Source organism: Novosphingobium sp. TK71 (assembly GCF_055361505.1).
Map to the genome: position 1 here is coordinate 1,077,176 of NZ_JBSZKA010000001.1, position 24,949 is coordinate 1,102,124.

Below are 24,949 nucleotides of genomic sequence, written 5' to 3' on the forward strand. Positions count from 1 at the left end.
AGGGGCTAGATTTCCTCGGCGTTCTGCCCGGCCGGGCAGAAGCGAAGCCGAAAAACCGCGCCGTTAGGGCTATTCGCCCAGACATCCAGTTCGCCGCCGACCTTGGCCATCAGTTCATCGGCAATCGCCAGACCGAGCCCGGAACTGCGGGTCAGGTCTCGCCGGGCCGAAGCGAAGCGATCGAACAGGCGGCGATCGTCCGCAGGCAGGCCCGAACCGGTATCCGCCACGAGAATTTCCGGTGCCGGGCCCACGGTCACGGCAACATGCGTACCGGGCGGCGTATGCTTCATCGCGTTTTCCAGCAGGGAATCGAGCGCCCGCCCCGCCAAGTGCTGCGAGGCGAAAGCCCATACCGAACCTTCGCCGAGAATCTCTATCTCCTGATTCTTCGCGATCAGGAGGGGCGCTATCGCCGCTACCCGGTCTTCCGCCACCGCACGCAGATCGACCGCATCGGCCGGATCGCACGCCATGGCATCCACTTCGGCAACGAGCAGCAGACGCTCGACGATTTCCTCCACCACATCGATCTGGCGGAGCATCCTCGGCAGTCCTCCCGAGGTGATCTCCTGTTCCACCAGCAGCCGAAGTATGGCGAGCGGCGTGCGCAATTCGTGCGCGGCATCCGCCGCGAAGTTCCGCTCTATGCGATAGGCGTCTTCCACCCGGTCAAGCGCCGCATTGAAAGCGCGCAGAAGCGGCAGCACCTCGGCAGGCATGCCATCGATATCCACGCGCTGCTGCAATTGATAGGGAGAGACCCGCTCGACCTCGCGGGAGGCCCGTTTGACGGGCAGCAGCGACTGCCGCACGATATAGGCCTCCAGCGCCAGCAGCCCGACCAGGAACAGCGCGAGAAGACCGGCCCCGGCCAGGAGGACCTGGGTTCGCAGATCATCGAAGATGACATCAGGATGATCGAGATTCTGGACGATGACGAGCCAGGTTCCAGATTCGCCCGCAAGCGGAACGCTCATCCCCGAATAGATCTTGGAACCGCGCACCCGCTTGAAATAGGCCACTCCGGCGCGCGTCGGCACGATCAGCGAAGGATTGGACCGCAAGTTCTCGATGGCGACCTGACGGTCGTGATCGATGATCCAGAAGCTGAAACTGCTGCCGCCGCCCCGAAGCGCCGATGCCGCTTCGTCGGAAATGCTCCAGCCCCTTTCGCTGCGATGGAGCCCGGTCTGCATCTTGTCGGCATATTCGTCGAGGATCTGGCGTTGCAGCCGATCGCTGGTGCTGTTGAACAGCATCATCGCGCCGAAGGCGACCAATCCTGCGGTCACCAGCGTGGCCGCGGCATGGAGGAGCAGGATGCGCCGCAGGATCGAGTGAGTATGCATCAGTGCTCCGGCGAAGCCCGCAACAGATAACCGAGGCCCCGCACCGTGACGATTTCGGCGCCGGCGTCCAGCGATTGAAGCCGCTTGCGCAAACGGTGCACGCTGACTTCCGCGGCGTTCGAGGAAAATTCATCGCCGAGCCCGAAGAACGCGGATTCGATCTGGGTCTTGCGCACCACCTTGTCGCGGTGCCGCATCAGGAGATCCAGCAACTGGATCTCGCGCGGGGCCAGGACGATGGCGTGTTCATCGACGCTCACGGTCTGGGACGAGACATCGTAGCGCAAGCGGCCGCACGCGATTTCCACGCCGTTCTCCCCCGTGGCGCGCCGCAGCAGCGCCGCCACGCGAGCGACCAGTTCCTCCGCCGCGAAGGGCTTCGGAAGATAGTCGTCAGCGCCCGCATTCAGTCCGGCAACCCGGTCCGCTATCGATGAACGCGCCGTCAGGACCAGCACCGGCAGGAAATGCCCCGCCGCGCGCAGGCTCCTCAGCAAGGCGATCCCGTCCTGGTCCGGCAACCCGAGATCGAGCAGCAGGGCCGCGTGATGGCCCGCCTCGACGAGCAGGCGCGCGTCTTCCGCGGTGGAAACGATGTCGTTGACGAAGCCCGCCTCGCGCAGGCGGGTGCCGATCAGTTCGGCCAGATCAGGATTATCCTCGACGATCAGCAGTCGCATGAACGGCTCCAGTAAGGTCGCGGTAAGTTGGACCATGCTGCGGGCAGCCGGACATTGCCATGGTTATCTGTCATGTCGTCCATATCGCGGCGACGAGGCCATGGCGCAACAGGAGTGTCTGATCGATGCGCCCGGCCCTTATTGTTCTCGCGGCGATTTCCTTTCTGCAGACGGCACCGGCAATGGCTCAGAACTATCCCGAGATAGCGGAGCCGATGGTGTTCGACATGGTCCGCCCGCTCGGTGCACGCGCGGGCGAGCTTGAAGTCAACACACTGGCCCAGACCCGCCTGTCCGGCCCCGACCGCGCGGTCGAATGGGCGCCGGAAATCGAACTTGCGGTGGCCGACGGGCTGGCGGTCGAACTGGAACTGCCGTTCGAGGATGGCCATATCACAGATTACAAGCTCGGCCTGCAGGGCACATTCGGCTCGCTCGATGGCGGAAAGGGCGTGCACGGCGTCCAGTACCTGGGTCTCTACAATCGGGAAAGCGGCCGCTGGGAAAGCAGCCTGCTTTATCTCGTCGGCTACCGCTTCAACGCACGCTGGAGCATGATGGCCATGGCCGGCGCGGGCGACGTCACTTTTGCCAAAGGTGGCCGAAGCAGGGCGCTGCTCAACCATTCCACGTTCTACGACGCATCGCCCGCCACGACCCTGGGTATCGAATTCAACCTCCAGAGCGGCGCCGGGCGCCAATTGCTCATCATGCCGCAGCTTCATCAGGACATCGCGCCTCGCCTTTCGATGCAGGCGGGGATAGGCGCGGCGCACCAGCGCGAACTGGGGTGGAGGCCCCAGGCGGGCTTGCGCGTGATCCGGGAACTCTGAGGCAAATAGTCCGCCCTTGTAAGGTTGCCGTAAGCAAAAGTCGCGCAGGGCCCGAACAAACCTCGGCAACGGCAGCCGAAACATCGAAAAATATCAGGAAGTGATGCCGCATATCGATCCAGCGCCGCGATCACATCGATCCGGCCAGTCCCGCCAGCGGCCCCGTGTCGCTCTTTTCTCGGGCAACTACAACTACGTTCGCGATGGCGCGAACCAGGCGCTCAATCGTCTCGTCGGCTATCTCGAACGGCGTGGTTGCTCGGTCATGGTCTATTCGCCCACTTCGCCGACGCCCGCCTTCGCGCCCGAAGGAACGCTTGTCCCGGTGCCGTCGATCCGGATACCGGGGCGCGAAGACTATCGCCTTGGCCTGGGCCTGCCACGGCGCATCCGCGCGCACCTTTCCGCCTTCGCACCGGACATCATACATGTGTCGGCGCCGGACTGGACCGGGACTGCCGCCCAGAATTTCGCCCGTGACGCGGGCATTCCAGTGGTATCCAGCCTGCACACACGCTTTGAAAAGTATGCCGCTTTCTACGGCGCGAAGCTGCTGCGGCCCGCGATGGAACGCCACCTTTCCCGCTTCTATCGCCGCAGCGACCGCATCCTCGTCCCCACGCCGGCCATCGCCGCCGAGTTCGGCGAGGCCGGTCTCGGCGAACGGACGCGCATCTGGGGGCGGGGCGTCGATCGCAGCCAGTTCACCCCTCACGCCCGCGACATGGCCTGGCGGCGCAAGCGCGGGATCGCGGACGGCGAGGTCGCCATTCTCCACTTCGGCCGTCTCGTTCGCGAGAAGGGGCTCGCCGAATATGTCGCACTGTGCGAGCGGCTGATACGCGAAGGCCTGCCGATCCGGCCGCTCGTGGTCGGCGGCGGCCCGGAGCGATCATGGATGGAGCAGAAGCTGCCGCAAGCCCGGTTCGCCGGCCACCTCATGGGTCCGGAACTCGGACGGGCAGTGGCCAGCGCCGATATCTTCCTCAATCCCAGCACGACCGAAGCCTTCGGCAACGTGACGCTGGAAGCCATGGCATCGGGCGTGCCCACCGTCTGCATCGACGTGCCCAGCGGGCGCAACCTGCTTCAGGGAGGCTCGGGCATCCTCTTCCCCCAGGGCGACATGGAGGCGGCATTGCACGGGCTGCGCGAATTGACCCGCAACGCCAGGGCCCGGGCTGCCATGGGCGCCCATGCCCGCAATGCCAGCGCCACTTACGACTGGGACGGCGCATCGTATCAGGTGCTCGAATGCTACATGGACGTGCTGGGCCGCAGTTTGGAGCCGTGGGACGGACGCGGCGATGCCGCGTTCCCCTTCGCGGCATGACCTCCCCCGGAATGCCCGCTTTCGGCATCAGCCGGCCCAGCCCCCTCTCACGCGTGATCCGGCACGGCACATGGAAGGCCTGATCGATCAGGCCAGCCAGTTCGTCTCCGCCCACGGCATGTGGGCAGGCCCTGTCGTGGGCATTGTGTGCTTCGGCGAATCCCTTGCGATCGTGGGTCTGTTCGTCCCGGCAACCGCCGTCATGCTGGCGATCGGCGGCCTGATCGGCGCCGACGCGCTGGACGCATGGCCGATCTTCATCTGGGCCGTGGCCGGATCGATCCTGGGGGACTGGGTTTCCTACGGCCTGGGCAACAGGATGGGGCCCCGCATCTATCGGCGCTGGCCGCTCAACCGGCATCGCCCCGCCGTGGCCCGCACCCGGCTGTTCTTCCGCAAGTTCGGTTTCGCCGCCGTCTTCATGGGCCGTTTTCTCGGCCCGATCCGCGCGACGGTTCCCCTTGTGGCCGGCGTTCTGGCCATGCCCGGCCGCCCGTTCCAGATCGCCAACATCGCTTCGGCCACCTTGTGGGTGCCGCTGATGTTCGCGCCGGGCTACCTTGCGGCAGGCACTTTCGGATCGCAGTGGTCTATCGATGAAGGGCATCTCATGCTCGGCGCCCTCCTGCTGGCGGGATGCGCGCTGACCGCGACGTTCCTGGGTTCGCGGCTGCTGGGCCGCGCCAGGAAGAGAGGCCGCGCCCGCGCCTCCGCCCGGCTCGAGGGCGGAAACGCCCCCTGCCGCTGTCCGCAGGACGGATAGCAACGCCTCCCCTTCGGGCAATCCGCACGATCATGGCGCAACCTCCCGGCCGGTAAGCTGAAAAGGAGGTTTCATGACGACACTCATCAACACGCCCGGCGTGCGCGAGGCGATGCCGCTGCTGGCATCCAACGAAGGCGTCTGGGAAGGCTGGTATCGCTATTACGACGCCAAGACCGGCGAATTGACCGACCAGCACCGCTCGCGCCTGATCTGCCGCCTGTTCGAGAAGGACGGCGTGGATCACTACCACCAGACGAACCATTATTTCTGGGATGACGGCCGCGTGGAAGTCCGCGATTTCCCGGCAGTCTACAAGGATGGCCGGATCTGGTGGGACAACGATCTCATCAAGGGCTGGGCAGCGGCCATGCAGCCGGACGACTTCAACCGTTCGACCTGCCTCAACTGGACCCGCCACAACGAGCCCGGCATCTATCTCTACGAGATGATCCAGAACAACGACGAGCGCACCCATCGCGCCCGCACCTGGCAGTGGTTCCGCGAAGGCAAATGCTACCAGCGCACCCTGATCGACGAGGTCTTCGTGACCCGCGACTGGCAGAACTGGTCCAACGACGGCGCGCCCGACATCTGATGGGCGACCGCGCCCCTGCCGGCTCCCGACCGGCAGGGGCGTTCACGTCATGCGCCGACGAGCGTGACGGAGATTTCCGCCAGTCCCTCGCGCAGTTTCTTGGCGGCGGTGTATTCGGGCGAGTTCCAGAATGCGAGCGCGGCGTCGCGATCGGGCCATTCCGAAACCACCACCGAGCCACCGTCCCGGCCCTCGCCCTCAAGCACGGTGCCGCCGGGCGCGCGCACGACGTAAGTTCCTCCATAATTGACCAGCGCCTCGGCAGCGGCCTGGGCATATCCGCAGGACATGAATGCCTCGCGGTCCTTGAGGTGGGCGGTAACGACGAGCCAGGCGGCCATTATATCTACTCCTGCTGGATTGTTCGCGAACAGTCCTTCGATCCCGCGCCCTCCGGCCAGCCCGCACCGCGCGCTATCCGCTGTGCGGATGCAATGGCACCCGTGCTGGGAATGCAGCGGCAGACGCGGTTCCCTCCAGACCGAAGAACTTCATGGAGGCAGACTTGCAGGCAGACAGGATCGAACAGGCCGCTTTCCCCGATCCGGCCGGAGCATCCGCCGACGGCGAATTCGCGCGGGGCTGGACGATCCTGCTGGCATCGCTGATCGGGATCGGCAGCGGTCTCGTATCGCTGCCTTTCTACACCTTCGGAATTTTCGCCCCTCACCTCGCGCAGGAATTCGGATGGTCGATGGGCCAGATCATGGGCGGATTGACGATCACCACGCTGGCCCTGCTGGTGGCCGCCCCCATCGCCGGGCTGCTGTGCGAGCGCTTTGGCGCCAGGACGGTTTCGGCCGCCTCTCTTGCGCTGTTCGGCCTGTCCTACATCTCGCTCGCCACGCTGGGGGGCTCGCTCACGCAGTACTATGTCACCTGGGGCGTCGCCGCGGCCGTCGGCGCGGGCAGCCTGCCGATCACGTTCACCCGCACCGTGAACCGCTGGTTCGACCGTCATCGCGGGCTGGCACTGGGCATCGCCATGATGGGCACGGGCCTGTTCGGCATCGCCTGCAAGCCCGTACTCGCCTGGGTGATCGGCGACTACGGCTGGCGGACCGGCTACGCCGTACTAGGCGCGCTTCCGCTACTGGTCGCCACGCCGATCACGCTGCTGCTGTTCCGTGATCCTTCCCCCGCCGACCTGCAGGACACCGGAAACACTGACCCGATCACGCCGATTTCAGGATATTCCCGGGGCGAGGCGCTGCGCCAGTGGCGGTTCTGGCTGATCGCGCTGCTGCTGGTCCCGCTGTCGTTCGCGCTGGCCGGAACCCCACCAAACCTGGAATCCATCCTGAGCGACAAGGGCCTCGACGCCGCAACGATCGTGAGGCTGACCCCGCTGATCGGCCTTGCATCGATCACCGGACGGCTGGTGGGCGGCTTCCTGCTCGACCGTTTCTGGGCGCCCGCCGTCGCCTTCGTGATCCTGAGCGTGCCTGTGGCTTCCTGCCTCATCCTTTCGGGAGGGCATGTCGCCCCTGCCACCGCCGGCTTCGCCATTTTCCTGATCGGCTTTGCTCTGGGCGTGGAGTTCGATGTCGTGGCCTATCTGACGGCACGATATTTCGGGATGAGATCCTACGCCGCGATCTACGGCCTGTTCTACGTCTGCTTCACGGTCGGCGCCGGTTTCGCGCCGCTCGTGTTCGGGATGATTCGCGATGCCGCGCACGATTTCACTCCCGCCTTGTTCGCTTGCGCCATCATCCTCCCGATCAGCGCCGCCGGCTTCCTGTTTCTCGGCCGATATCCGCGGTTTAGCTGAATCCGGAAATACTGCGTCAATTATTTGACATATTGATATATCATTATAACAATATCATTCGGCGAATGGTCGCCATTCCATGAGGGAATCGCCATGACCGATTACCGACTGCTCCTTTCCACGATACTCATGCCGCTCAGCCTCGCCTCCGTTCAGGCCGAGGCTCAGGCGCAGGAAGCACCCGCAGAAACCGGCGCGAAGACCGGCGGGCTCGAAGAAATCGTCGTTACCACGCAGCGCCGCCAGGAAAAGCTGCAGGACGTGCCGGTAACGGTCACCGCCTTCAACGAAGCCATGCTGGAACGGCTCAATGTCCAGGATGCCATCTCCACATCTAAGTTCGTGCCGGGCATGGTTTCGCAGCACAATGCGGGCCTCGCCTCGGCGAATGCCTATTACTTGCGCGGCCTGGGCAACAGCCAGTCCACCCCGACCTTCGACGCGCCGGTCACCACTTATGTCGACGACGTCTATGTCGCCCGCCAGAACGCCAACAACTACGCCTTCTTCGATACCGAGCGCGTGGAAGTCATGCGCGGTCCTCAGGGAACGCTGTTCGGCCGCAACACCACCGGCGGCGCCATCAACGTCATCATGCGCAAGCCTGCCGACACCGCCGGCATGAAGATGGAAATGAGCGCGGGCTCCTATGAACGGTACACCGTCAAGGCAACCGCCGACCTGCCCCTGACCGACGGGATCCTGACCAAGCTGTCGGGCTATGTCGTGCAGGACCGGGGGTACCTGAAGAACATCACTACGGGCGACTGGTTCAACGGCGAGAGCAGCTACGGCCTGCGCGGCGATGTCCGGCTTTTGCCGACCGACCGGCTCACCATCGATCTTGCCGCCGAATATACCCGCAACTCCGGCACCTATGCGGGCCTGCGCAGCGTCGCCGGAGAAAACCCCTACGTGCCCGCCGCCACCACCCGCCCGGTCTTCTACGAAACCGCCTCGGGGCTGCCGACCACGCACTGCAACGGCAACAACGCGCAGAACCTGCTCTCCACCGGAGCGGGCAACTGCAACCTGTCCGAGAACGTCGCGCTCAGCGCCAACGTCAATTACGACCTTGAAGGCAGTTCGCTGACCTGGATCTTCGGTTACCGCCACCTCGATCAGGGCTACATCAACGAATATAGCGCCAACGCGGTGAACAAGTACGCGGGCTACATTATCACCGACAACGGCACGCACGAGCAGTGGTCGAGCGAGCTGAAGTACAATGCCGATCTCTTCGGCGACCGCGTTCACCTCGTCACCGGCCTGTTCTACCTCAATGAGAAATCGGACGATCGCCAGACCAGCTTTTCCGGCGGGACCACTGCGTTCAATCTCGTTCAGGACCAGCACCTCCTGCCCAAGACCGAAACCGGCGCGGTCTATGCGCAGGCAGACTTCGACCTGACCCGGCAGCTGACCCTGACCGCAGGCGGGCGCTACACGATCGAGACCAAGCAAGTCGGCTATCTCGCCTCGGACGAATTCCCGGGCTTTGGATACGACAGAGCCGCAGTGGCCGCTTACGGCATTCCGCTGAAGCGGACATTCCGCAAGTTCACCCCGCGCGTGGCGCTAAACTACAAGATCAACCCGGACGTCATGGTCTTCGCTTCCGCCACCAACGGGTTCAAGTCCGGCGGCTGGAACGGCGGTTCGGCCGCGCCGTACAATGCGGTGATGTTCGATCCTGAGAAGACGTGGTCGTTCGAAGGCGGGGTGAAGTCCGAACTGTTCGGCCGCAAATTGCGCTTCAACGCCACCGGCTATTACGCCAAGACCAGGGACCTCCAGGTTACTGCCGCCGTCACCAGCCCGATCACCGGCGTGATATCGCAGCTTCCCTTCAATGCCGGCACTTTCGAAGCCTACGGTATCGAGATCGAAAGCACTGCGAAGTTCGGCAATTTCAGCCTCTTCGCCAATCCTTCGCTGATGCACGGCGAATATACCTACATCGTGCCGACATCGACCACGCTCACCACCGCCTACAAGCCCGTGCGCGTGCCGACCTTCCAGTTCAGCGGCGGCGCGGCCTATGACCAGCCGGTGGAAGCACTGGACGGCTCGCTGGGTGCTTCCGTGACTTGGCGCCATAACTCGCCCTACTGGGTGGCGGTGCTGAACACCACGACCACGCAGACCGAGGACTACGTGGACGCCGCCGTCAGCTACACGACCATGGACGAGAAGATGAAGATCGCCTTCGAGGTCTCCAACCTGACCGACCAGAAAACGGTTACCGCGAACTTCCTCTCGCTCTTCCCGGGCGATCCGCGCCGCTACACGGTGCGCGTGAAGTTCCAGATCTGACCCCAGGCCGCGCGGTGTCCGCAGGTCGGACAGCCCTGTTCTCCCAGCGGACACCGCGCGGCTGGCGCGCTCCTATCGCGGGGCGCCCTTTTCCTGAACGAGGTATATTCCATGAGCATCGTCGGCACCCGGATGGTCAGCGACGGCAAGACCGCGCGGCAGATATTCGAAGAAGTCATGGCGAACCCCGCCCGCACGAAGTTCGGCTTCGGAGAGAAGCTGGCGATCGTGAATGTCGATTTCCAGAACGCCTACACCCGGATCGACGAATTCAAGACCGCCTATGAGACCGATCCGCGACAGATCGAATATACCAACACGATCTCCGCGCTTGCCCGCGCCAAGGGCATGCCCGTGATCTGGACCCACGTCGCCTATGCCGAGGACGCCAGCGACGCCGGCGTCTGGGGCACGCGCACGGATACGCCGGATTCGCTCCAGAACATCAGGTACGAAAGCCGGCGCCATGCGTTCGACGAGCGCTGCGAGATCGATCCGGCCGACATGATCTATACCAAGCGCATGCCCTCGGCGTTCTTCGAGACACCGCTGCAAAGCCTGCTCGTCTGGCACAAGGTCGATACGGTGGTGATCACCGGCGGCTCCACTTCAGGCTGCATCCGCGCCACGGCGGTGGACAGTCTCAGCAGGGGCTATCGCACCATCGTTCCCGTGGAGACCTGTGCCGACAAGCACGAGAGCTATCACTTCGCCAATCTCACCGACCTCCAGCTCAAATATGCGGATGTGGAGCCGGTGCAGACGGTGATCGACTGGCTGGAGGCGCGCTGATGCAGGAGGGACAGGCCGATCCCGGCCTTTACGACTTCAAGCCCTATCGCGATCGCGCGCCATTCTCATGGCCCGGCGAAAAGAAGGTCGCCGTCTGGGTTTCGCCCAATCTCGAATATTACGAGATAGACCCTCCGGCGAACCCGCACCGCAAGTCATGGGCGAAACCGCATCCCGACGTCGTGGGCTACGCACACCGCGACCATGCCAACCGCGTCGGGCATTGGCGCATGGCCGAAGTCATGAGCAAGCACGGCTTCCCGGGCTCCGTCAGCCTTTCGGTAGCGCTGTGCCAGCATCATCCCGAAGTGGTGGCGGACGCGAACGCGCGCGGCTGGGAGTTCTTCAGCCACGGCATCTACAACACCCGCTACTCCTACGGCATGGACGAAGCGCAAGAGCGCGCGATCATCGAGGATTCGATCCGCACCGTGCGCGAGGCCACCGGCCAGACGATCCGCGGCTGGCTCGCCCCGGCGCTCACCCATACGCCGCGCACGCTGGATCTGATCGCCGAATACGGGCTCGACTATACCTGCGATCTCTATCACGACGACCAGCCCCAGCCCGTCAACACCGCTAGCGGCGACCTTATCTCGATGCCCTACAGCCTCGAAGTCAACGACCACTACGGCTTCTTCATCTACAACATGAGCCCGCGCGAATATGCGCAAACGCTGATCCGGCAATATGAGCGCCTTGCCGACGAACCGTCCGGCACGGTCATGTGCATCCCGCTCCATTCCTACCTGATCGGCCAGCCCCACCGCATTGGCGCCTTCGAGGAAGTCCTGCGCCACATCGCCGCGGACGGCCGCGCCTGGATCACCCGCTCCGGCGACATCGCCGACGCGTGGAGAGCCGCTCATGCCCGGGAGTCCATCGCATGACCCTCGACCCCAGCTATATCGAATATCCGAAGCGCCGCCTCGGCTACGACCACGATCTCTATGCTTTCAGCACCCTACCCAGCCGCAAGCCGCTTGCCTGGCCGCACGGGAAAAGCGTGGCGGCCTGGATCGTCGTCAGCCTCGAATGGTTCCCGATCACGCCGGGCGACACGCCGTTCCGGGCGCCCGGACACATGCAGACCGCCTATCCGGACTATCGCCACTACACCGCGCGCGAATATGGCACGCGGGTGGGGTTCTACCGCCTGCTCGACGCTTTCGCCAAGGCGGGCGTGAAAGCCTCGATCGCGGCCAACAGCGCGATTGCGCAGCGCTATCCCTCGATCATCCGGGACGTGGTGGATGCCGGGCACGAGATCATTGCCCATTCCACCGACATGAACGGCACCATCGCCTCCTCCCTGCCGGTGGACGCCGAGCGCGCGCTCATCCATGACAGCATCGCCGCGCTGTCAGACGTGGCGGGTGCGGCTCCGCGCGGCTGGCATTCGATCGCGCGCTCGCAAAGCTTCGCCACGCCCGATCTGCTGATGGAAGCCGGGATCGAATACTGCTGCGACTGGGCCAACGACGAAGTGCCGTGGACTTTCGCCAATGGTCTGGTGAACCTGCCGCTCAACCACGAACTCTCGGACCGGCAGATCCTCAACGTCCAGCAGCAATCGGTGGACAGCTACGCCACGCAAATCCTCGACGCGCACGACTGGTTGAGCGCGGAGGCGCAAACGCAGGGCGCCCGGCTGCTGCCGCTCCACCTCACCCCCTACATCATCGGCCTGCCTTACCGCATGGACGCTTTCGAGCGCCTGCTGGCGGACCTCGCCGCGCGCCCTCAGACATGGTTCGCGCGCGGATCCGACATTCTCGACAGCTTCAGGAGCCAGATGTGAAAGCCTATCAACTCGGCGCGCAGGACGGTCTGTCCTCGCTTACCCCGGTTACCCGCCCCGATCCCGTGGCCGGGCCCGGCGAAGCGGTACTCAAGGTCCGCTACGTCTCGCTCAACAATCGCGACCTCCAGATTCTCGAAGGCCGATACGGCGCAAGGAAGCCGGAAGAACGGGTGCCCTTCTCCGAAGGCATCGGCGAAGTCGTCGCGCTGGGCGAAGGCGCCAGCGGGATCGCCGTGGGCGACCGCGCGGTGCTTTCGCACTTCATCGCCTGGCAGGACGGTCCGTTCGACATGCGCTACTTCGGATCGGACGTGGGCATCACCCAGGACGGCTGGATGGCGGAATACCTCAAGGTGCCCGCCTCGGCGCTGGTCCGCGTGCCTGACAGCCTGGCCGACGAACAGGCCGCTGCTCTTGCCGCCGCAACGTTGACGGCGTGGCATGCCGTGGTCGAAGTCGGCCAGGTCAAGGCGGGCGATATCGTGCTTGCACTGGGCACCGGCGGCGTCGCCATGGCCGCATTGCAGATCGCCAAGGCCAGCGGCGCCTTCGTCGCCATCACATCGTCAAGCGACGACAAGCTCGATCAGGCCCGCAAGGCCGGGGCAGACTTCACGGTGAACTACACCACGCATCCGGACTGGGCTGCCGAACTGATGAAGCAGACCGGCGGGCGCGGGGCCGATATCGTCGCTGAAACCGGCGGTCAACATACCCTACCCCAGTCGATCAATGCCTGTGCGGTCAATGCCCGGATCGTCCTTGTGGGTGTGGGTGCGGCAGACGGACCGCTGCCGAATTACGGCGCGATCATCGGCAAGAACCTCACCATCAAGGGCATTGCCGCCGGTAGCCGCGGCATGCTGGTGCGCCTGCTTCGCGCCATGGAGGCCAATGCCTTTGCCCCGGTGGTGGACCGGGTGTTCGGCTTCGACGAAGCACAGGCTGCCTGCGAATACCTCAAATCCGGCAATCACCTCGGCAAGGTGCTGATCCGCGTGACCTGACGCGGGCCTCTATCGTGCGGCAATCATGCCCGGCCACATCGATGGATGCGGCCGGGCATTTGCATTTTCCCGAGGCAATCCACGAAATTTTCCGGGCTTGTGAGCGCTGTTGTATCCCTGTGAAACTTTTCCGTTCCCGCGATTGAAATAAGGGAGAGACATCTGGCAGATAACGCTCCTGCGAATCATTAGCAGCAGGATGATATAAATGATTTCCCCTACCCGGCGGGCACTCGTCCATGCCTTGAGACTGAATTCGGCCCTCGGCGCTGTGGCCGTGATCTGTACGGCGGGCCAGGCCTTCGCCGCCGATACGGCCGATACGGCGGCTGACCAGCCGGTCCAGCTCGGCTCGGTCCGCGTCGAGGACACCGCCATTATCGACCCCACGCCGATCAATGACCGCAGCGCCGCCGGCAAGCCCGAGGTTCTGACGACGACGACATCGGCGGAAACGCTGCGCCTGCGCATGGCCGACAATATCGCCGACTATGCCCGCCGCATCGACGCTGGCGTCAATTTCAACTCCAGCAATCTCAGCATCAATATCCGCGGGCTCGACGCGAACCGGGTGCTGACGACGGTGGACGGCATTCGCCTGCCCTGGCTCAACGACGGTGCGCGCGGTGTCGAAGGCGGCGTCGCCGCGTTCGACTTCAACTCGCTGAGCGCCATCGACGTGGTCAAGAGCGGCGATTCCAGCTTCTTCGGACAGGGCGCCCTCGGCGGCGTCTTCGCGGTGCGAACGCTCGATCCCGAAGACCTGCTCTCGGGCGGCAAGAAGCAGGGCGCTTTGGGCAAGGCGACTTACGACAGCGCCAGCGACAGTGTCTACCTCAACCAGGCCGCCGCTTTCCGAACCGGCGACACGATGGTCCTGATCCAGGGCGGCTACCAGAACGGCGCCGAAACCGAGAACCGGGGCAATGTCTACGGCAGCGGCAGCACCCGCAGCGCGAAAAACCCCGCCGCCTACGATCAGGAAAACCTGCTGGTCAAAATCCACCAGTATCTCGGAAACGGCCACCGCCTTGGCCTGAGCGGCGAAATCTTCAAGCGCAGCTATGACGAGAACACGCTCAGCAGCGTGAACTCGACCTACTCCGCCTATTCCACGCTCGAACAGAACAAGCGCAAGCGCATCGCCGGAACCTACGACTATCAGTCGGAAGGCGATGGGTTCATCCGCGAAGCCCACCTGATAGGGTACTGGCAGCGCCTCAACCTGCGCACTTACACGCAGGCCACCCGCCTGACCTCCCCGGCCGGCGCATACGACCGCGACAGCGACCTTCAGGACGAATCCTATGGCCTGAACGGCTCGGTCATCGCCGCCGCCACGACAGGCGCCGTCCAGCACGCCATCAGCCTCGGCGGCGAGGTTTACGCCACCAGCACCACCCAGTATGCCGCAGGCGTCGACAACTGCACGGCGGCCATCTACGCCTGCTCGTTCCTCCATGTGAACCAGTCGGACATGCCGGATGTGGACGGCATCGACCTTGGCCTGTTCGTGCAGGACCGCATGACCTTCGGCGCCTTCCACCTGACGCCCGGTCTCCGGTTCGACTGGTATCGCCGCAGCCCTCAGGAAACCGCGAGCTATACGGAAAACGCCGCTTACGAAGGGCTGCCCGCCCGATCCAGCGATTCCCGGTTCTCGCCGAAAATCCTTGCCGAATTCGACATTGCGTCCCGGCTGACGGCCTATGCCCAGTGGTCGCAGGCGTTCCGCGCGCCATCAGCCACTGAGCTATACCTGACTTACGGCGGCACCGGCAGCTACGTCAGCATCGGCAATCCCGACCTCAAGCCGGAAACCAGCAACAGCTACGAAGTCGGCCTGAAGTTCGGCGATTCCGAACGCGGCGCGAAGATCAGCGTCTACGACAATTACTACCACAATTTCATCGACACGATCACCACCACCGCATCGGAAGCCGGCCTCAGCGGAAGCTATCCATTCGGGGTGTTCAAGTATGTGAACCGCGCGCACGTGCGGATCTACGGCGCCGAAGCCAGCGCGCAGTGGGCACTGTCCCCGCAGTGGCACGTCTGGGGCTCGATCGCCTATTCGCACGGCAAGGACACGGATGAGGATACCTACCTCAACTCCATTCCGCCCCTGCGCGGCATCGTCGGGCTGGGTTACCGGCAGGTGCGCTTCGGTGCGGACCTGTCGGCAACGGTCGCCGCTGCGCGCAACAAGGTGGAAAACCCCTCCTCGACGCTCAACAAGACGCCGAGCTACGGCATCGTCGATTTCACGGGCTGGCTGAAGCCGGGACTGTTCGAGGGCCTGCGCCTGCAAGGCGGTGTGTACAACATCCTCGACAAGACCTATTACAACGCGCTGGATATCCCGGACAGTTCCACCGTGCCGCAATTATACTACAGCCAGCCCGGCCGGACGTACAAGCTCTCGATGATCCTGTCATTCTGACGGGCGGGCGATTTTCGCCCGGTTCCCGCCAAGCGCCTTTCCTGAAGAGACATTCCCCGACCATGGACACGACACTCCAAGCTCCGCCCGAAACAAGCCGCGCCAAGCGCCTGAAAGCCGCCACCGGCGAAGTCCACGACCGTCTCGACAAGCGGATCATGGCCGGCGAACCGTTCGCCAGCGTGGAGAACTATGCCCGCTTCCTGGCGGTGCAGTACCAGTTCCACCGCGACATCGACGCGCTCTACGCCAGCCCGGCGCTGGACGCCCTGCTGCCGGATCTGGAAGGACGCAGACGCCTGCAACGCATCGCCCAGGATATCGCGGACCTGGAGGTCGCTCTTCCCGCTTCCCATGAAGAGGCGCAGTTTGCCGATGGAACTTTCGACCTGCCCACTGCGCTGGGATGGCTCTATGTCGCGGAAGGCTCCAACCTCGGAGCGGCATTCCTCTTCAAGATGGCACGTGCGCTTGGCCTGGATGAAAACCACGGCGCCCGCCACCTCGCCGGACATCCGGACGGCCGGGCACAGCACTGGCGCGAATTCACCGGCGCGCTGGACGGCCTGGACCTTGACCGGGAGGAAGAGGTTCGCCTGATGGAAGGCGCCAAAGCCGCCTTCCGCCGTGTTCACGCCCTCGTCGAGCAAGCTTACGGTTGAGGCGAACGGCGCCGTTACGAGCGGTTCGGCTTCGGACCCTCGTAACGGCGCTGTTTCCCGGTCAGCGCCGGATGAGCGACAGCAGTTTCGCCCCAGGACTGTCCCACGCCGGCAAGATTCCGCCGATATCCGCCGCAGAAAGCCTGTCCAGCATGGAAAGCGCGCGGGAGAACGTCTCCACCTGCTGATAGGCGAAATCGGCGTCGAGCCGTTCCAGGCCGCCGCCCGGCAGTATCTGGCACAGGTAGTCGGGGCCGGGCACCAGCGAAATGGACGGTATCCCGCACTGGTAAAGGGTAGAACCCTCGCCAAGGAAGAGGTGACCCAGCCTCGGCGCCACGGTGAGGCTGCGCAGCTTTGTACGGCCTGACGTGGCCGCGCGGTAGACCTGCTCCATCACGGGGTTCGTGGTGTAGACGATTTCCCGTTCGAGCTTTCCGGTCGCCTCCGGCCGGGACGGTTCGCCGCGATCCTTCCACTCCATGCAGCCCAGATGTTCCAGCGTCAGCCCCGCAACGGCACGCGCATGTCCCGGGCCGCCATCCCACAGTTCGGGATGGGCCTTCAACCAGGCGGAAGTCGCCTGCCCGTGGCCTTCAACGATCTGCGGAATCTGGAAATGGCCGGTGGCAAAGACAAGGACGATCGATCGCTGGCGATCCTGCCGCCCCGCATGGGCCTGTGCCAGCGCGAGAAGGCCGGCAGGTCCGTTCTCCTCACAGGCGTTGGGGCCGTCGGTGTGCGTGTTGACGATGATCGTCTCATGCGGGTTGCGCCCCGGCAGGACCGTGTGCAGCGTGTCCGTTTCAGCGTCTTCCAGTTCCGCTTCCAGAACGAGGGTCGCGGAACTCCCCGCTCTCGCTGCTGCCTTCAGCCGCGCGCGCTGGCCCGCGCCGACCCACAGGGCCGGACAGTCCGCATAGGGCGTGGTGAACGGCAGCACCTGATCGCTTGCCAGTTCCTCCGAAAGCCCCTCGAACAGGCAGATCACCCCGCGCACGCCGGCTTCGCGCGCTCTTGGCAGAAACGTGTTGGTCAAGGGGCCGAGAACCGGAACGACTTCGCCGTTGGCCAGATCGGCGCTGCCCTCGGGCAGGCTCGCCTTGCGCTCGAACAGCATGAGCGTGGTGAGCGTGGTCAGGTCCAGCCGGCCGACAGGCACGACCGCGATCTTGCCTCTTGCCGCCGAAAAGTCCTTTGGCGCCTTGTCGAACCACACGAGATCCCCGGTCACGCCGCCGGTTTCGGTCATGCCCGAATAGGGATAGGGCGCGGCCACGGGAATACGGCTGCCGTCCGCCAGCGTGAGGCTGGCATGGCCCGGCGTCCAGCGGCGAATGCGGTGGGTCTGCCGGTGCACCTCCAGCCCGAGGCTTGCCAGTTCATCGGCGATGTAATCGATGCAGAGGGCATGGGCCGGGCTCGCGGTCAGCCGGGGGCCGAAGGCGTTGAGGCTTTCGATCCAGTTCCACAGCTTGTCCCGCGGCGGCAGCCGCGGCGTGCTTTCCAATGGTGCCAACGGCGTTTCACGGCGCGGACGCACCAGCGCCAGACCGCCCAGCACCGCTGCCCCCATCGCACTGCCCCAAAGTATCGCCCGGCGTCGCATCGATCACCTCTATCCCTTTACCGCGCCCGCTCGTCCAGCAGGGCACGAAGCGCTTTCTTGTCGATCTTGCCCACGCTCGTACGCGGCAGGCTGTCGACCTCGATCACTTTCTCGGGCACGGCATAGCGGCTCAACCTGCCCGATGCGACATGCCCCTGAAGCACATCGCAGACAGCGCCCGGATCGAAACCACCCGCCGCAACCACGAAGGCAACCGGACGCTCGCCCCACTTCGCGTCGGGCACGCCGATCACCGCCGCTTCGGCAATGCTCCCCTCCGCTTCGAGCAGATTTTCCAGTTCGACCGTGGAAACCCATTCCCCGCCGCTCTTGATCACGTCCTTGAGCCGGTCGACGATGCGCAGCGCGCCGTCGGGATCGCGCGCCGCGACATCTCCGGTATGAAGCCAGCCTCCGGCCCACAAGGCATCGGACGCGGCCTGCGTGGCGTGGCCCTGCGTCAGCCACGGCGCCCGCAGCACCAGCTCTCCTCCGTTTCCGTCCTCGATCCTTGCCTGAACGAACGGGATGGGGAATCCGGCCCGGCTGAGCGCTCCGGTATCCTCGCCATCCTCGCCGCGCGCCAGCGATATGACCGGCCCCGTCTCGGACATGCCATAACCGACCACCGTGGTGATCCCGGCACGCCGGGCCTCCCGTGCCAGCGCCTCCGGAAGAGCGGCCCCGCCGATCACCACTGTCCACGGCGCCAGCGATGAGCTCTCCGCCCCATTCGCATCGAGCAACATGCGCAGGATCGTCGGCACGCAGTGAGACAGGGTCACGCCTTCCCGCCGCTTCAGCGCGAGCAGCCGCGCCGGATCGTAGCGGCCCGGATAGACCTGCTTCGAACCCAGCATCGTCGCCACATAAGGCATGCCCCAGGCGTGAACGTGGAACATCGGCGTCATCGGCATATAGACGTCGGAACGCCGCATGCCCTGGCCATCGGGTTGGTTGGCCAGGGCTGCTGACAGCGCCAGCGTATGCAGAACCAGTTGCCGGTGCGTGAAGAAGACCTGCTTGGGATCGCCGGTGGTGCCGGTCGTGTGAAACGTGGTGGCGACCGCGTTCTCATCGAAATCCGCAAAGACGAAATCCGGTGAGGAGTCTGCCAGCAGCACCTCGTAATCGTCGCAAGCCGTGCCTGCCATGACGATCGCCTCCCTGATCGTAGGCTGTCCGCGCAGCAGTTCGGCACAGACCGGCGCAAAGTCGGCGTTGTAAAGCAGGAGCGACGCTCCCGACTGCTCCAGCGTGAAGGCGATCTGGGCGGGCGAGAGGCGGACGTTGACCGTCTGCAGCACCGCTCCCATCATCGGGATCGCGAAGTAGCATTCGAGATAGCGGTGGCTGTCCCAGTCCATCACCGCCACGGTGTCACCCGGCCTGACGCCCTTTCCGGCAAGCAGCGATGCCAGCCGCGCCACCCGCTGGGTGAAAACGGGATATGTCAGCCGCAAGTCTCCGCTGACGATCTCGGCCGAACTCTGACCGGCGACATTGGCAAGCAGGTGGCGGATCAGCAGCGGGCAGGAATAGGCCTCGGCCGCCGGGGTGTTCAATATCCGGGGAGCATTCAAGAGAGGGTCTCCAGAGGAGGGAAGTCAGGCAGGGTTCGGGCAGGCGGCGCGGCGTGCAGTGTCCGGCCCCGAGACGGGATCGGCCCCGAGGCTGGCGTCACCGCCCTTCAATTCCGCAAGCGAGAAGCGATCGGTGGCCTTGATCGTTTCCGCTATCATCGCCGTCTGCCGGGCCGCGAGATCGGCATCCAGCTTGTCCATATGGCCGTTGGGGGCGATGCCGAGCAGATAGTTCGGCCCGGAAATGCACGCGACGTGCGGAATGCCGCTGTTGTGAAACACGCGCCCGGTGGTGTATCCCGGCCCCTGTTCCACGGCATGTCTCAGCAGGTCGTGCCGCCTGATCCCGGCAACGATCTGCTCGGTCAGCGGCCCCGCTGTGGCCGGCCAGTTCATGTACTCGTTGTGGCCGGTGGCCGCGTAGCCCTTGCCGGGAACGTCGGCCCATTCGCTGGCGCCAAGGTGCTCGATCGTGAACGCTGCCGCCGCGCGCTTCATCAGATCCGGGTGGGCAAGCGCCCAGCCGGGCGCTTCGGGCATGTCGCCGCTCATGTGCCCGGGCCATCCTGCGAAGACGAGCGTCCGGCGCAGCCTTTGCGCCTCCGGCAGGCTGGCGAAATGACGCGCGAGTTGCAGCACGGCCATGCAGCCGTTTTCCTCGATGAAGTTCTGGCCATCGGTGTGCGTGTCCACGATCACCACTTCCTCGCTCTTTCCGGGGAGGATCGCGGTGATCTGCGGCACGAGCCCTTCCACCCATTCCGCATCGAGCGTGAGGTGCGCGCTGCGCCCCGCCCTGGCCGCGGCACGCAAGGCTTCCCCCTGGTCCTGGCCGACGAACAACGCGGGCACTTTTGCCTTGTAGGGAGAGGCATGGGGCGAGAAATTGCCCGCTATCATCGCCGATGAAGCATCAAGGATGATCGCCACGCCCGCCGCGCCGCGTGCTGCAAGATCGTCCATCTGGAACGAGGGCATCGTCCAGAGCCGGTGATAACTCGTATCCAGCACGTCCGCCGCACTTTCCCCGCGCAAGTGGATGAAATGCGGGTGGACTATGCTGCTCAGCGCCATGCGCGGAAGATGCGCCTCGAAGACCAGCACGCTGCCTTTCGCAAATTCGGGCAGGCTCACGGGACCATCGGGCCCGAGTTCACCGGCATGGACGAGCGGCCCCGTCACCCCCTCCGGCCCGGTCGGCTGCGACCGGACGAAGTAGGCGACATTCGCGACTGCACGCCGCGCCGTGCCTTCGATCAGGTCGAGGCCCCAGCGCTTCGGCTCCCATCGGCGATAGGCATAAGCCTCGCATGGCCCGGGTTGCAGGCCGGCCGCGGTGAGTTCCCGGCCCAGCCAGTCCACGAACCGCAAGTGATTGGCATTACCCGGCAGGCGCGGGCCGAAATCCACCATCTGCTGGTAGTCTCGCCTGATCCGCTCGGCATCGGGGAGCGGCACCATCGCACGATTTTTCGTGGCGAATCCCCGTGCGGCGGGGTTGAGGCCTGCCGCCGCAATGGCTCCGGCCACCAGCGCCGCGCGGCGTGACAAAGGCGGGAAACTCGGCATCGTCTATACTCCGCGATCAGAATGCGAGGTTGATGCCGGCGGTGAACTGACGGCCGATAACGTCGTAAAGCTGGGGGTTCGTCGGGATGAACGTCACCAGCGTACCATTCGGCGCCAGTGGCGGATCGCGATCGAACAGGTTGTTGATCGTCGCGTAGAAACGGAAGTTTTCGCCCACCCGGTAGGAGGCGGTAACGTCGGTATAGAAGACCGATTTCACGGTGTTGTCCTCGATCGTCACAGGTTCGTGCCGCGTCACGTCGTACCGGCCTGCCGCAATGAACCGCTCCTGCACGAAAAGATCGAAGGCGCCGCGCGTCCAGTTTAGGTTCCCCGTGGCGGTCCAGCGCGGGTTGGCGGTAAGGCCCACCTCCCCGGCACGGTCGGTCGAGGTGCCGTTGCTGATGTCCTGCCGCTGTTTCTGGAGATAGCTGGCGACAACGCGGAACTGCGTCGCCCCGCCCAGCATCCCGCCGCCGGGGCGGTAGCTCATCTCGAAGTCGATTCCCGCGCTTTTCAGGCGGTTGAGATTGAGCGTCGGGGATTCGATGCGCGTGATCGCTCCGGCATCGTTGCGGGTGATATTGGCGCAGAGCGCCGTCGCTCCCGCCAGGCACTGATCGAGCGTGATCTGCGGCGTCAGCGAGGAAATCACGCCGTCGAGATCGATCGAATAGTAATCCGCCGAAAACGTCAGTCCCGGCGCGAAAGCGGGGGTAAGCACGAGGCCGGCGGTGTAGGTCCTGGCGCGCTCGGGCTTGAGCTGGGCATTGCCCCGCGTGACCTGGATGATCGGCACGGTGACGCCGTTCTCGATCACCGAGCCGGTGTTCTGAACGGTGCCCGCGAACAGTTCGGGCACGTTGGGCGCCCGGATATCGCGCGAAACCGTGCCCCGCAGGCGGACGCCCGAAACCGGCTCCCAGACAAGGCCGGCCTTCCACGTCGTCACCCCGCCGCTGGTGCTGTAATCGGTGTAGCGAACCGCCGCATTGAGATCGAGCGCGTGGAGGAACGGCAGGTCGCGCGCCAGCGGCACGGCGGCTTCGGCAAAGAGCTCCCACAAGTGATAGCCGCCCGAAACCGGGAAGACGTTGGTAAGCAGATAGCCGCCCGGCTGGTTGAGGTAAGCCGCTGGAAAACCGCGAATTCCGGTAGCATCATTGACGCTCGGCCCGATGTCGTCGGAAACCTGGTCGAGCTCGATCCGCCGGTACTGCCCGCCCGCCGCCAGCGAGACTTCTCCCGCCCAGGTCGAGAACGGCCGCGCCCGTACCGAGATGTCGGCCACGTCCTGCGTGAAATCCGTCCGGTAGGCGGCGGTGCCTTCCACATAGTCGATCGCCTCCTGCGAAGGCGCGCCCTGACCGAAGAGGTTGAGCGGTACACAACCGGGGTAGAGACCGGGGTTGGTCAGGCTGACGCGGCAGACGATCTGGCCGCTGGCGGGATCGCGCACGGCATCAGCGGCGGCGTAGAGCCTTTCGAGCACCACGTTGTTGTCGGTCCGGATTTTCGTCCGGTTCTTGCTGTGGCCATAGTACCCTTCGACCAGCAGGTCCGAGGGCCCGGTGAAACGGAAGCCCGCCTTGAAATCCATCGTCCGCGCCTTGGCGGTGGCGTTGGCCGGGTCTCCGAAATCGAAGTTCAGGCGGCCCATCGCGAAGGCAGGAGTGTTGGTTGCGGTCAGCACCTGCTGCACGGACGGATCGAGGAAAGCATTGCCGCTGTAGATCGTGAAGCCGTTGAAGCCGCCGAGGTTGAACTGCTGCACCTGGTTGTAGTGGTTGCGCGCCAGGGCAAGGCTGCCTTCGCCGAACAGCGTCAGCGTCGGGGTCACGTCGAATTCGCCGTGCGCGAAGTAGCTTTGCGTGCGGATCGCGGCGGACAGGTTGCTGAACACTTGCGCGCCGTCGCCGCCCACCTGGATGAGGCCGGATTGCAAGGTGCCGCGAGAGAACGGCACGAGCGTGCCGTCCGGCGCGAACTGCTGCATCGCCAGCGGTCCGCTGAGGATCAACCCGCCGGGCGCCGCGGTCGAGGCGCGCAGGTCGTCGCGGAAGATGAGCTGGCCGGGGACCGCCGGATTGCTGAGGAAGCCGGTGGCCCGCCGCCCCCAGCTCCGCTCGGCGACGCTCTGCAGGCCGCCGGCATCGTAATAGGACGCGCTGGCGACGATCCGCCCGCGCCCTTCGGCGAAGCTGTGCCCGGCGGTGAGGCTGGCCTTGTAGGTGGGCACGTCGCCCCGCCCGGAAATGCCCGATTGCAATGTGGCCTTGAGACCGGTGAAGCGCGTGTCGAGCACGAAGTTCACCACGCCCGCCACCGCATCGGACCCGTAGGCCGCCGAAGCACCCCCGGTGACGACATCGACCCGCTTTATGAGCGGTTCGGGCAGGAGATTGATATCGGTGGAGCCATCCCGCGCGGAAGGCGCGGCGCGGCGGCCGTCCACCAGCACGAGCGTGCGCTGCGTGCCCAGATTGCGCAAGTTCAGGTAGCTGCCGGTTCCGGGGCCGGTAGCGGCGGTGAAGCCGCCGGTCGGCCGCGTGGAGCCGCGGAAGGCGGGAAGCTGGTTCAGCCCTTCCGCGATCAGGCCCGGCTGCGCCTTGGTGAGCGCATCGGACGAGATCACCGTCACCGGCGTCGGCGCCTGCGACCCGTCGCGGATGGCGCGCGATCCGGTGACGACGATGGCGGCGCCCTCCTGCGGTTCAGCCGGAGCCGCCGCGCGATCAGCCGCTTGCGCTATTTCCGCACCCGCTCCTTCCTGAGCCGAGACCGGCGCCGCGATCAATGCGGGCACACATGTCGATGCGAGCAGAATCCCTCGAAACATTCGCCGCCCTTTCAGTCGTGGGTCTGCGGCGCTTTTCGCACCGTCTGCCCATCCATCTCCTGACGGCGAAAGTCTCGCGTTGGACGGCGCGAGTCAATATATTTCTTTTCTCAAAAAGAAAGATGTTTGCAGGAACGTCAGCGCTCCGTTTCGCAAGCCTGCGCCGATGCGCAAAGCGCGCGGATTCCGCCGGCAACGAAAGCGGGAAGCCGGTCGGCGATACCGGCGAAATCCGAGGACCGGACTTCGCCTTTCGAAATCCGGTCGATGCGCCCGGTCTGCCCGAGCGAGAACGTGAAGGCGCCGGTGAGGAAGTGATACCCCCAATAGAGCGTCTCGATCGGGGCCTGCGGCATCAGGCGCTGCATGTCGGCGATGAGCACCTGGGAAACCTCGTCGAACACCTCGGACATCAGCGAGTGCATCGCGCCCTTCGAACTGTTCACATAGGCGACGATCGCCGCGTAATTGCGATGCCCCTCGTCCCGCTGGGCCATGTCGAAACCGGGGCGGACAAAGGCGTCGATCAGGCCCTCCAGCGTTCCCTTGTCGCCGTATTCCCGGCGATAGGCTTCCAGCGCTTCGTAGCGGGCGGCATTGATGAGCGGGCCGCGCCGCCGGAAGACCGCCGCGAAAAGCTGCTCCTTGTCGCCGAAATAATAGCGCATCAGCGCGGTATCGACGCCTGCCATGGCCGCCACGCTCGCCAGCGTGGTGCCGTTGTATCCCTTGGACGCAAATTCCGCCTCGGCATGGTCGAGGATCAGCGTCATGGATTCCTCGCGCCGCTCGGCATTGGGACGGCGCGACGCAGGTTTCTTCTTCTCGTTCTGTTTTTTCGTCACTTACCGATCCCGGGCATGCTGCTCCGGCCGAAAGCACGACCGGGCTTGCTTCCCCAGATATCAATTTTGTCCGGCAAGTCGAAGCCGTAGACCGGCCCCTCCCACGATTTCCCTGTCGCAATCGCCGGCGCGAAGGCTTTCGCGATC

20 protein-coding genes are annotated in these 24,949 nt (G+C 64.8%); 12 read left to right on the top strand and 8 right to left on the bottom strand.

What is annotated here, in order from left to right; genetic code table 11:
- Positions 1-5: 5 nt before the first annotated feature.
- Positions 6-1,352, bottom strand: coding sequence for an ATP-binding protein (locus ACXJ16_RS20845; protein ID WP_054436009.1), 1,347 nt, complete (start codon positions 1,350-1,352; stop codon positions 6-8).
- Positions 1,352-2,032 (bottom strand): response regulator, encoded by a 681-nt coding sequence (locus tag ACXJ16_RS20850; protein WP_054436018.1) that lies wholly within the window; start codon positions 2,030-2,032, stop codon positions 1,352-1,354. The genes ACXJ16_RS20845 and ACXJ16_RS20850 overlap by 1 nt, the downstream gene beginning before the upstream one ends.
- A gap of 182 nt (positions 2,033-2,214) precedes the next feature.
- Between ACXJ16_RS20850 and ACXJ16_RS20855 the strand changes: the two genes are divergently transcribed.
- From ACXJ16_RS20855 to ACXJ16_RS20870, 4 genes are all read left to right on the top strand, one after another.
- Complete coding sequence (locus ACXJ16_RS20855; RefSeq protein WP_463923238.1) at positions 2,215-2,865, top strand: hypothetical protein; 651 nt, start codon at positions 2,215-2,217, stop codon at positions 2,863-2,865.
- Between the two features lie 103 nt (positions 2,866-2,968).
- A complete protein-coding gene (locus tag ACXJ16_RS20860; RefSeq protein WP_463923239.1) occupies positions 2,969-4,198 on the top strand; it encodes a glycosyltransferase family 4 protein in 1,230 nt (409 codons plus the stop codon).
- Between the two features lie 70 nt (positions 4,199-4,268).
- On the top strand, positions 4,269-4,961 hold the full coding sequence (locus tag ACXJ16_RS20865; RefSeq protein ID WP_463923240.1) for a DedA family protein: 693 nt from the start codon (positions 4,269-4,271) through the stop codon (positions 4,959-4,961).
- 73 nt (positions 4,962-5,034) lie between these two features.
- Positions 5,035-5,559 (top strand): DUF3598 domain-containing protein, encoded by a 525-nt coding sequence (locus tag ACXJ16_RS20870; protein WP_185999832.1) that lies wholly within the window; start codon positions 5,035-5,037, stop codon positions 5,557-5,559.
- Positions 5,560-5,606: 47 nt separating this feature from the next.
- On the opposite strand, the gene ACXJ16_RS20875 is transcribed toward ACXJ16_RS20870, so the two are convergent.
- Positions 5,607-5,900: a DUF1330 domain-containing protein gene (locus ACXJ16_RS20875; RefSeq protein ID WP_054436004.1), complete on the bottom strand. Its 294-nt coding sequence runs from the start codon at positions 5,898-5,900 to the stop codon at positions 5,607-5,609.
- 152 nt (positions 5,901-6,052) lie between these two features.
- On the opposite strand from ACXJ16_RS20875, the gene ACXJ16_RS20880 reads away from it, so the two are divergent.
- The 8 genes from ACXJ16_RS20880 to ACXJ16_RS20915 all read left to right on the top strand — a co-directional run bounded on the left by ACXJ16_RS20880 (position 6,053) and on the right by ACXJ16_RS20915 (position 16,357).
- Entirely contained in the window at positions 6,053-7,333 is a 1,281-nt protein-coding gene (locus tag ACXJ16_RS20880) for an MFS transporter (protein ID WP_463923241.1), read from the top strand.
- Positions 7,334-7,426: 93 nt separating this feature from the next.
- Entirely contained in the window at positions 7,427-9,649 is a 2,223-nt protein-coding gene (locus ACXJ16_RS20885; protein ID WP_463923242.1) for a TonB-dependent receptor, read from the top strand.
- A 111-nt stretch (positions 9,650-9,760) separates the two neighbouring features.
- Positions 9,761-10,441, top strand: a complete 681-nt coding sequence (locus ACXJ16_RS20890) for an isochorismatase family protein (RefSeq protein WP_185999835.1) — start codon at positions 9,761-9,763, stop codon at positions 10,439-10,441.
- The gene (locus tag ACXJ16_RS20895; RefSeq protein ID WP_054436001.1) at positions 10,441-11,331 is read left to right on the top strand and encodes a polysaccharide deacetylase family protein; all 891 of its coding nucleotides are present in this window, start codon (positions 10,441-10,443) and stop codon (positions 11,329-11,331) included. The genes ACXJ16_RS20890 and ACXJ16_RS20895 overlap by 1 nt, the downstream gene beginning before the upstream one ends.
- A complete protein-coding gene (locus ACXJ16_RS20900; RefSeq protein ID WP_463923243.1) occupies positions 11,328-12,242 on the top strand; it encodes a polysaccharide deacetylase family protein in 915 nt (304 codons plus the stop codon). Before ACXJ16_RS20895 ends, ACXJ16_RS20900 begins: the two co-directional genes overlap by 4 nt.
- Entirely contained in the window at positions 12,239-13,252 is a 1,014-nt protein-coding gene (locus tag ACXJ16_RS20905; protein WP_054435999.1) for a zinc-dependent alcohol dehydrogenase family protein, read from the top strand. The genes ACXJ16_RS20900 and ACXJ16_RS20905 overlap by 4 nt, the downstream gene beginning before the upstream one ends.
- 208 nt (positions 13,253-13,460) lie before the next feature.
- Positions 13,461-15,695, top strand: a complete 2,235-nt coding sequence (locus ACXJ16_RS20910; RefSeq protein WP_463923244.1) for a TonB-dependent hemoglobin/transferrin/lactoferrin family receptor — start codon at positions 13,461-13,463, stop codon at positions 15,693-15,695.
- 62 nt (positions 15,696-15,757) lie between these two features.
- A complete protein-coding gene (locus ACXJ16_RS20915; RefSeq protein WP_463923245.1) occupies positions 15,758-16,357 on the top strand; it encodes a biliverdin-producing heme oxygenase in 600 nt (199 codons plus the stop codon).
- 61 nt (positions 16,358-16,418) lie between these two features.
- Here ACXJ16_RS20915 and ACXJ16_RS20920 read toward each other — a convergent pair whose 3' ends face one another.
- The 5 genes from ACXJ16_RS20920 to ACXJ16_RS20940 all read right to left on the bottom strand — a co-directional run bounded on the left by ACXJ16_RS20920 (position 16,419) and on the right by ACXJ16_RS20940 (position 24,802).
- Positions 16,419-17,966: a hypothetical protein gene (locus ACXJ16_RS20920; protein WP_463923246.1), complete on the bottom strand. Its 1,548-nt coding sequence runs from the start codon at positions 17,964-17,966 to the stop codon at positions 16,419-16,421.
- A 17-nt stretch (positions 17,967-17,983) separates the two neighbouring features.
- Complete coding sequence (locus tag ACXJ16_RS20925) at positions 17,984-19,534, bottom strand: long-chain-fatty-acid--CoA ligase (RefSeq protein WP_463923304.1); 1,551 nt, start codon at positions 19,532-19,534, stop codon at positions 17,984-17,986.
- A 39-nt stretch (positions 19,535-19,573) separates the two neighbouring features.
- Positions 19,574-21,118, bottom strand: coding sequence for a hypothetical protein (locus tag ACXJ16_RS20930; protein ID WP_463923247.1), 1,545 nt, complete (start codon positions 21,116-21,118; stop codon positions 19,574-19,576).
- A 16-nt stretch (positions 21,119-21,134) separates the two neighbouring features.
- Positions 21,135-23,924, bottom strand: coding sequence for a TonB-dependent receptor plug domain-containing protein (locus ACXJ16_RS20935; RefSeq protein WP_463923248.1), 2,790 nt, complete (start codon positions 23,922-23,924; stop codon positions 21,135-21,137).
- Positions 23,925-24,094: 170 nt separating this feature from the next.
- Positions 24,095-24,802, bottom strand: coding sequence for a TetR/AcrR family transcriptional regulator (locus ACXJ16_RS20940; RefSeq protein ID WP_054435995.1), 708 nt, complete (start codon positions 24,800-24,802; stop codon positions 24,095-24,097).
- Positions 24,803-24,949 lie beyond the last annotated feature (147 nt).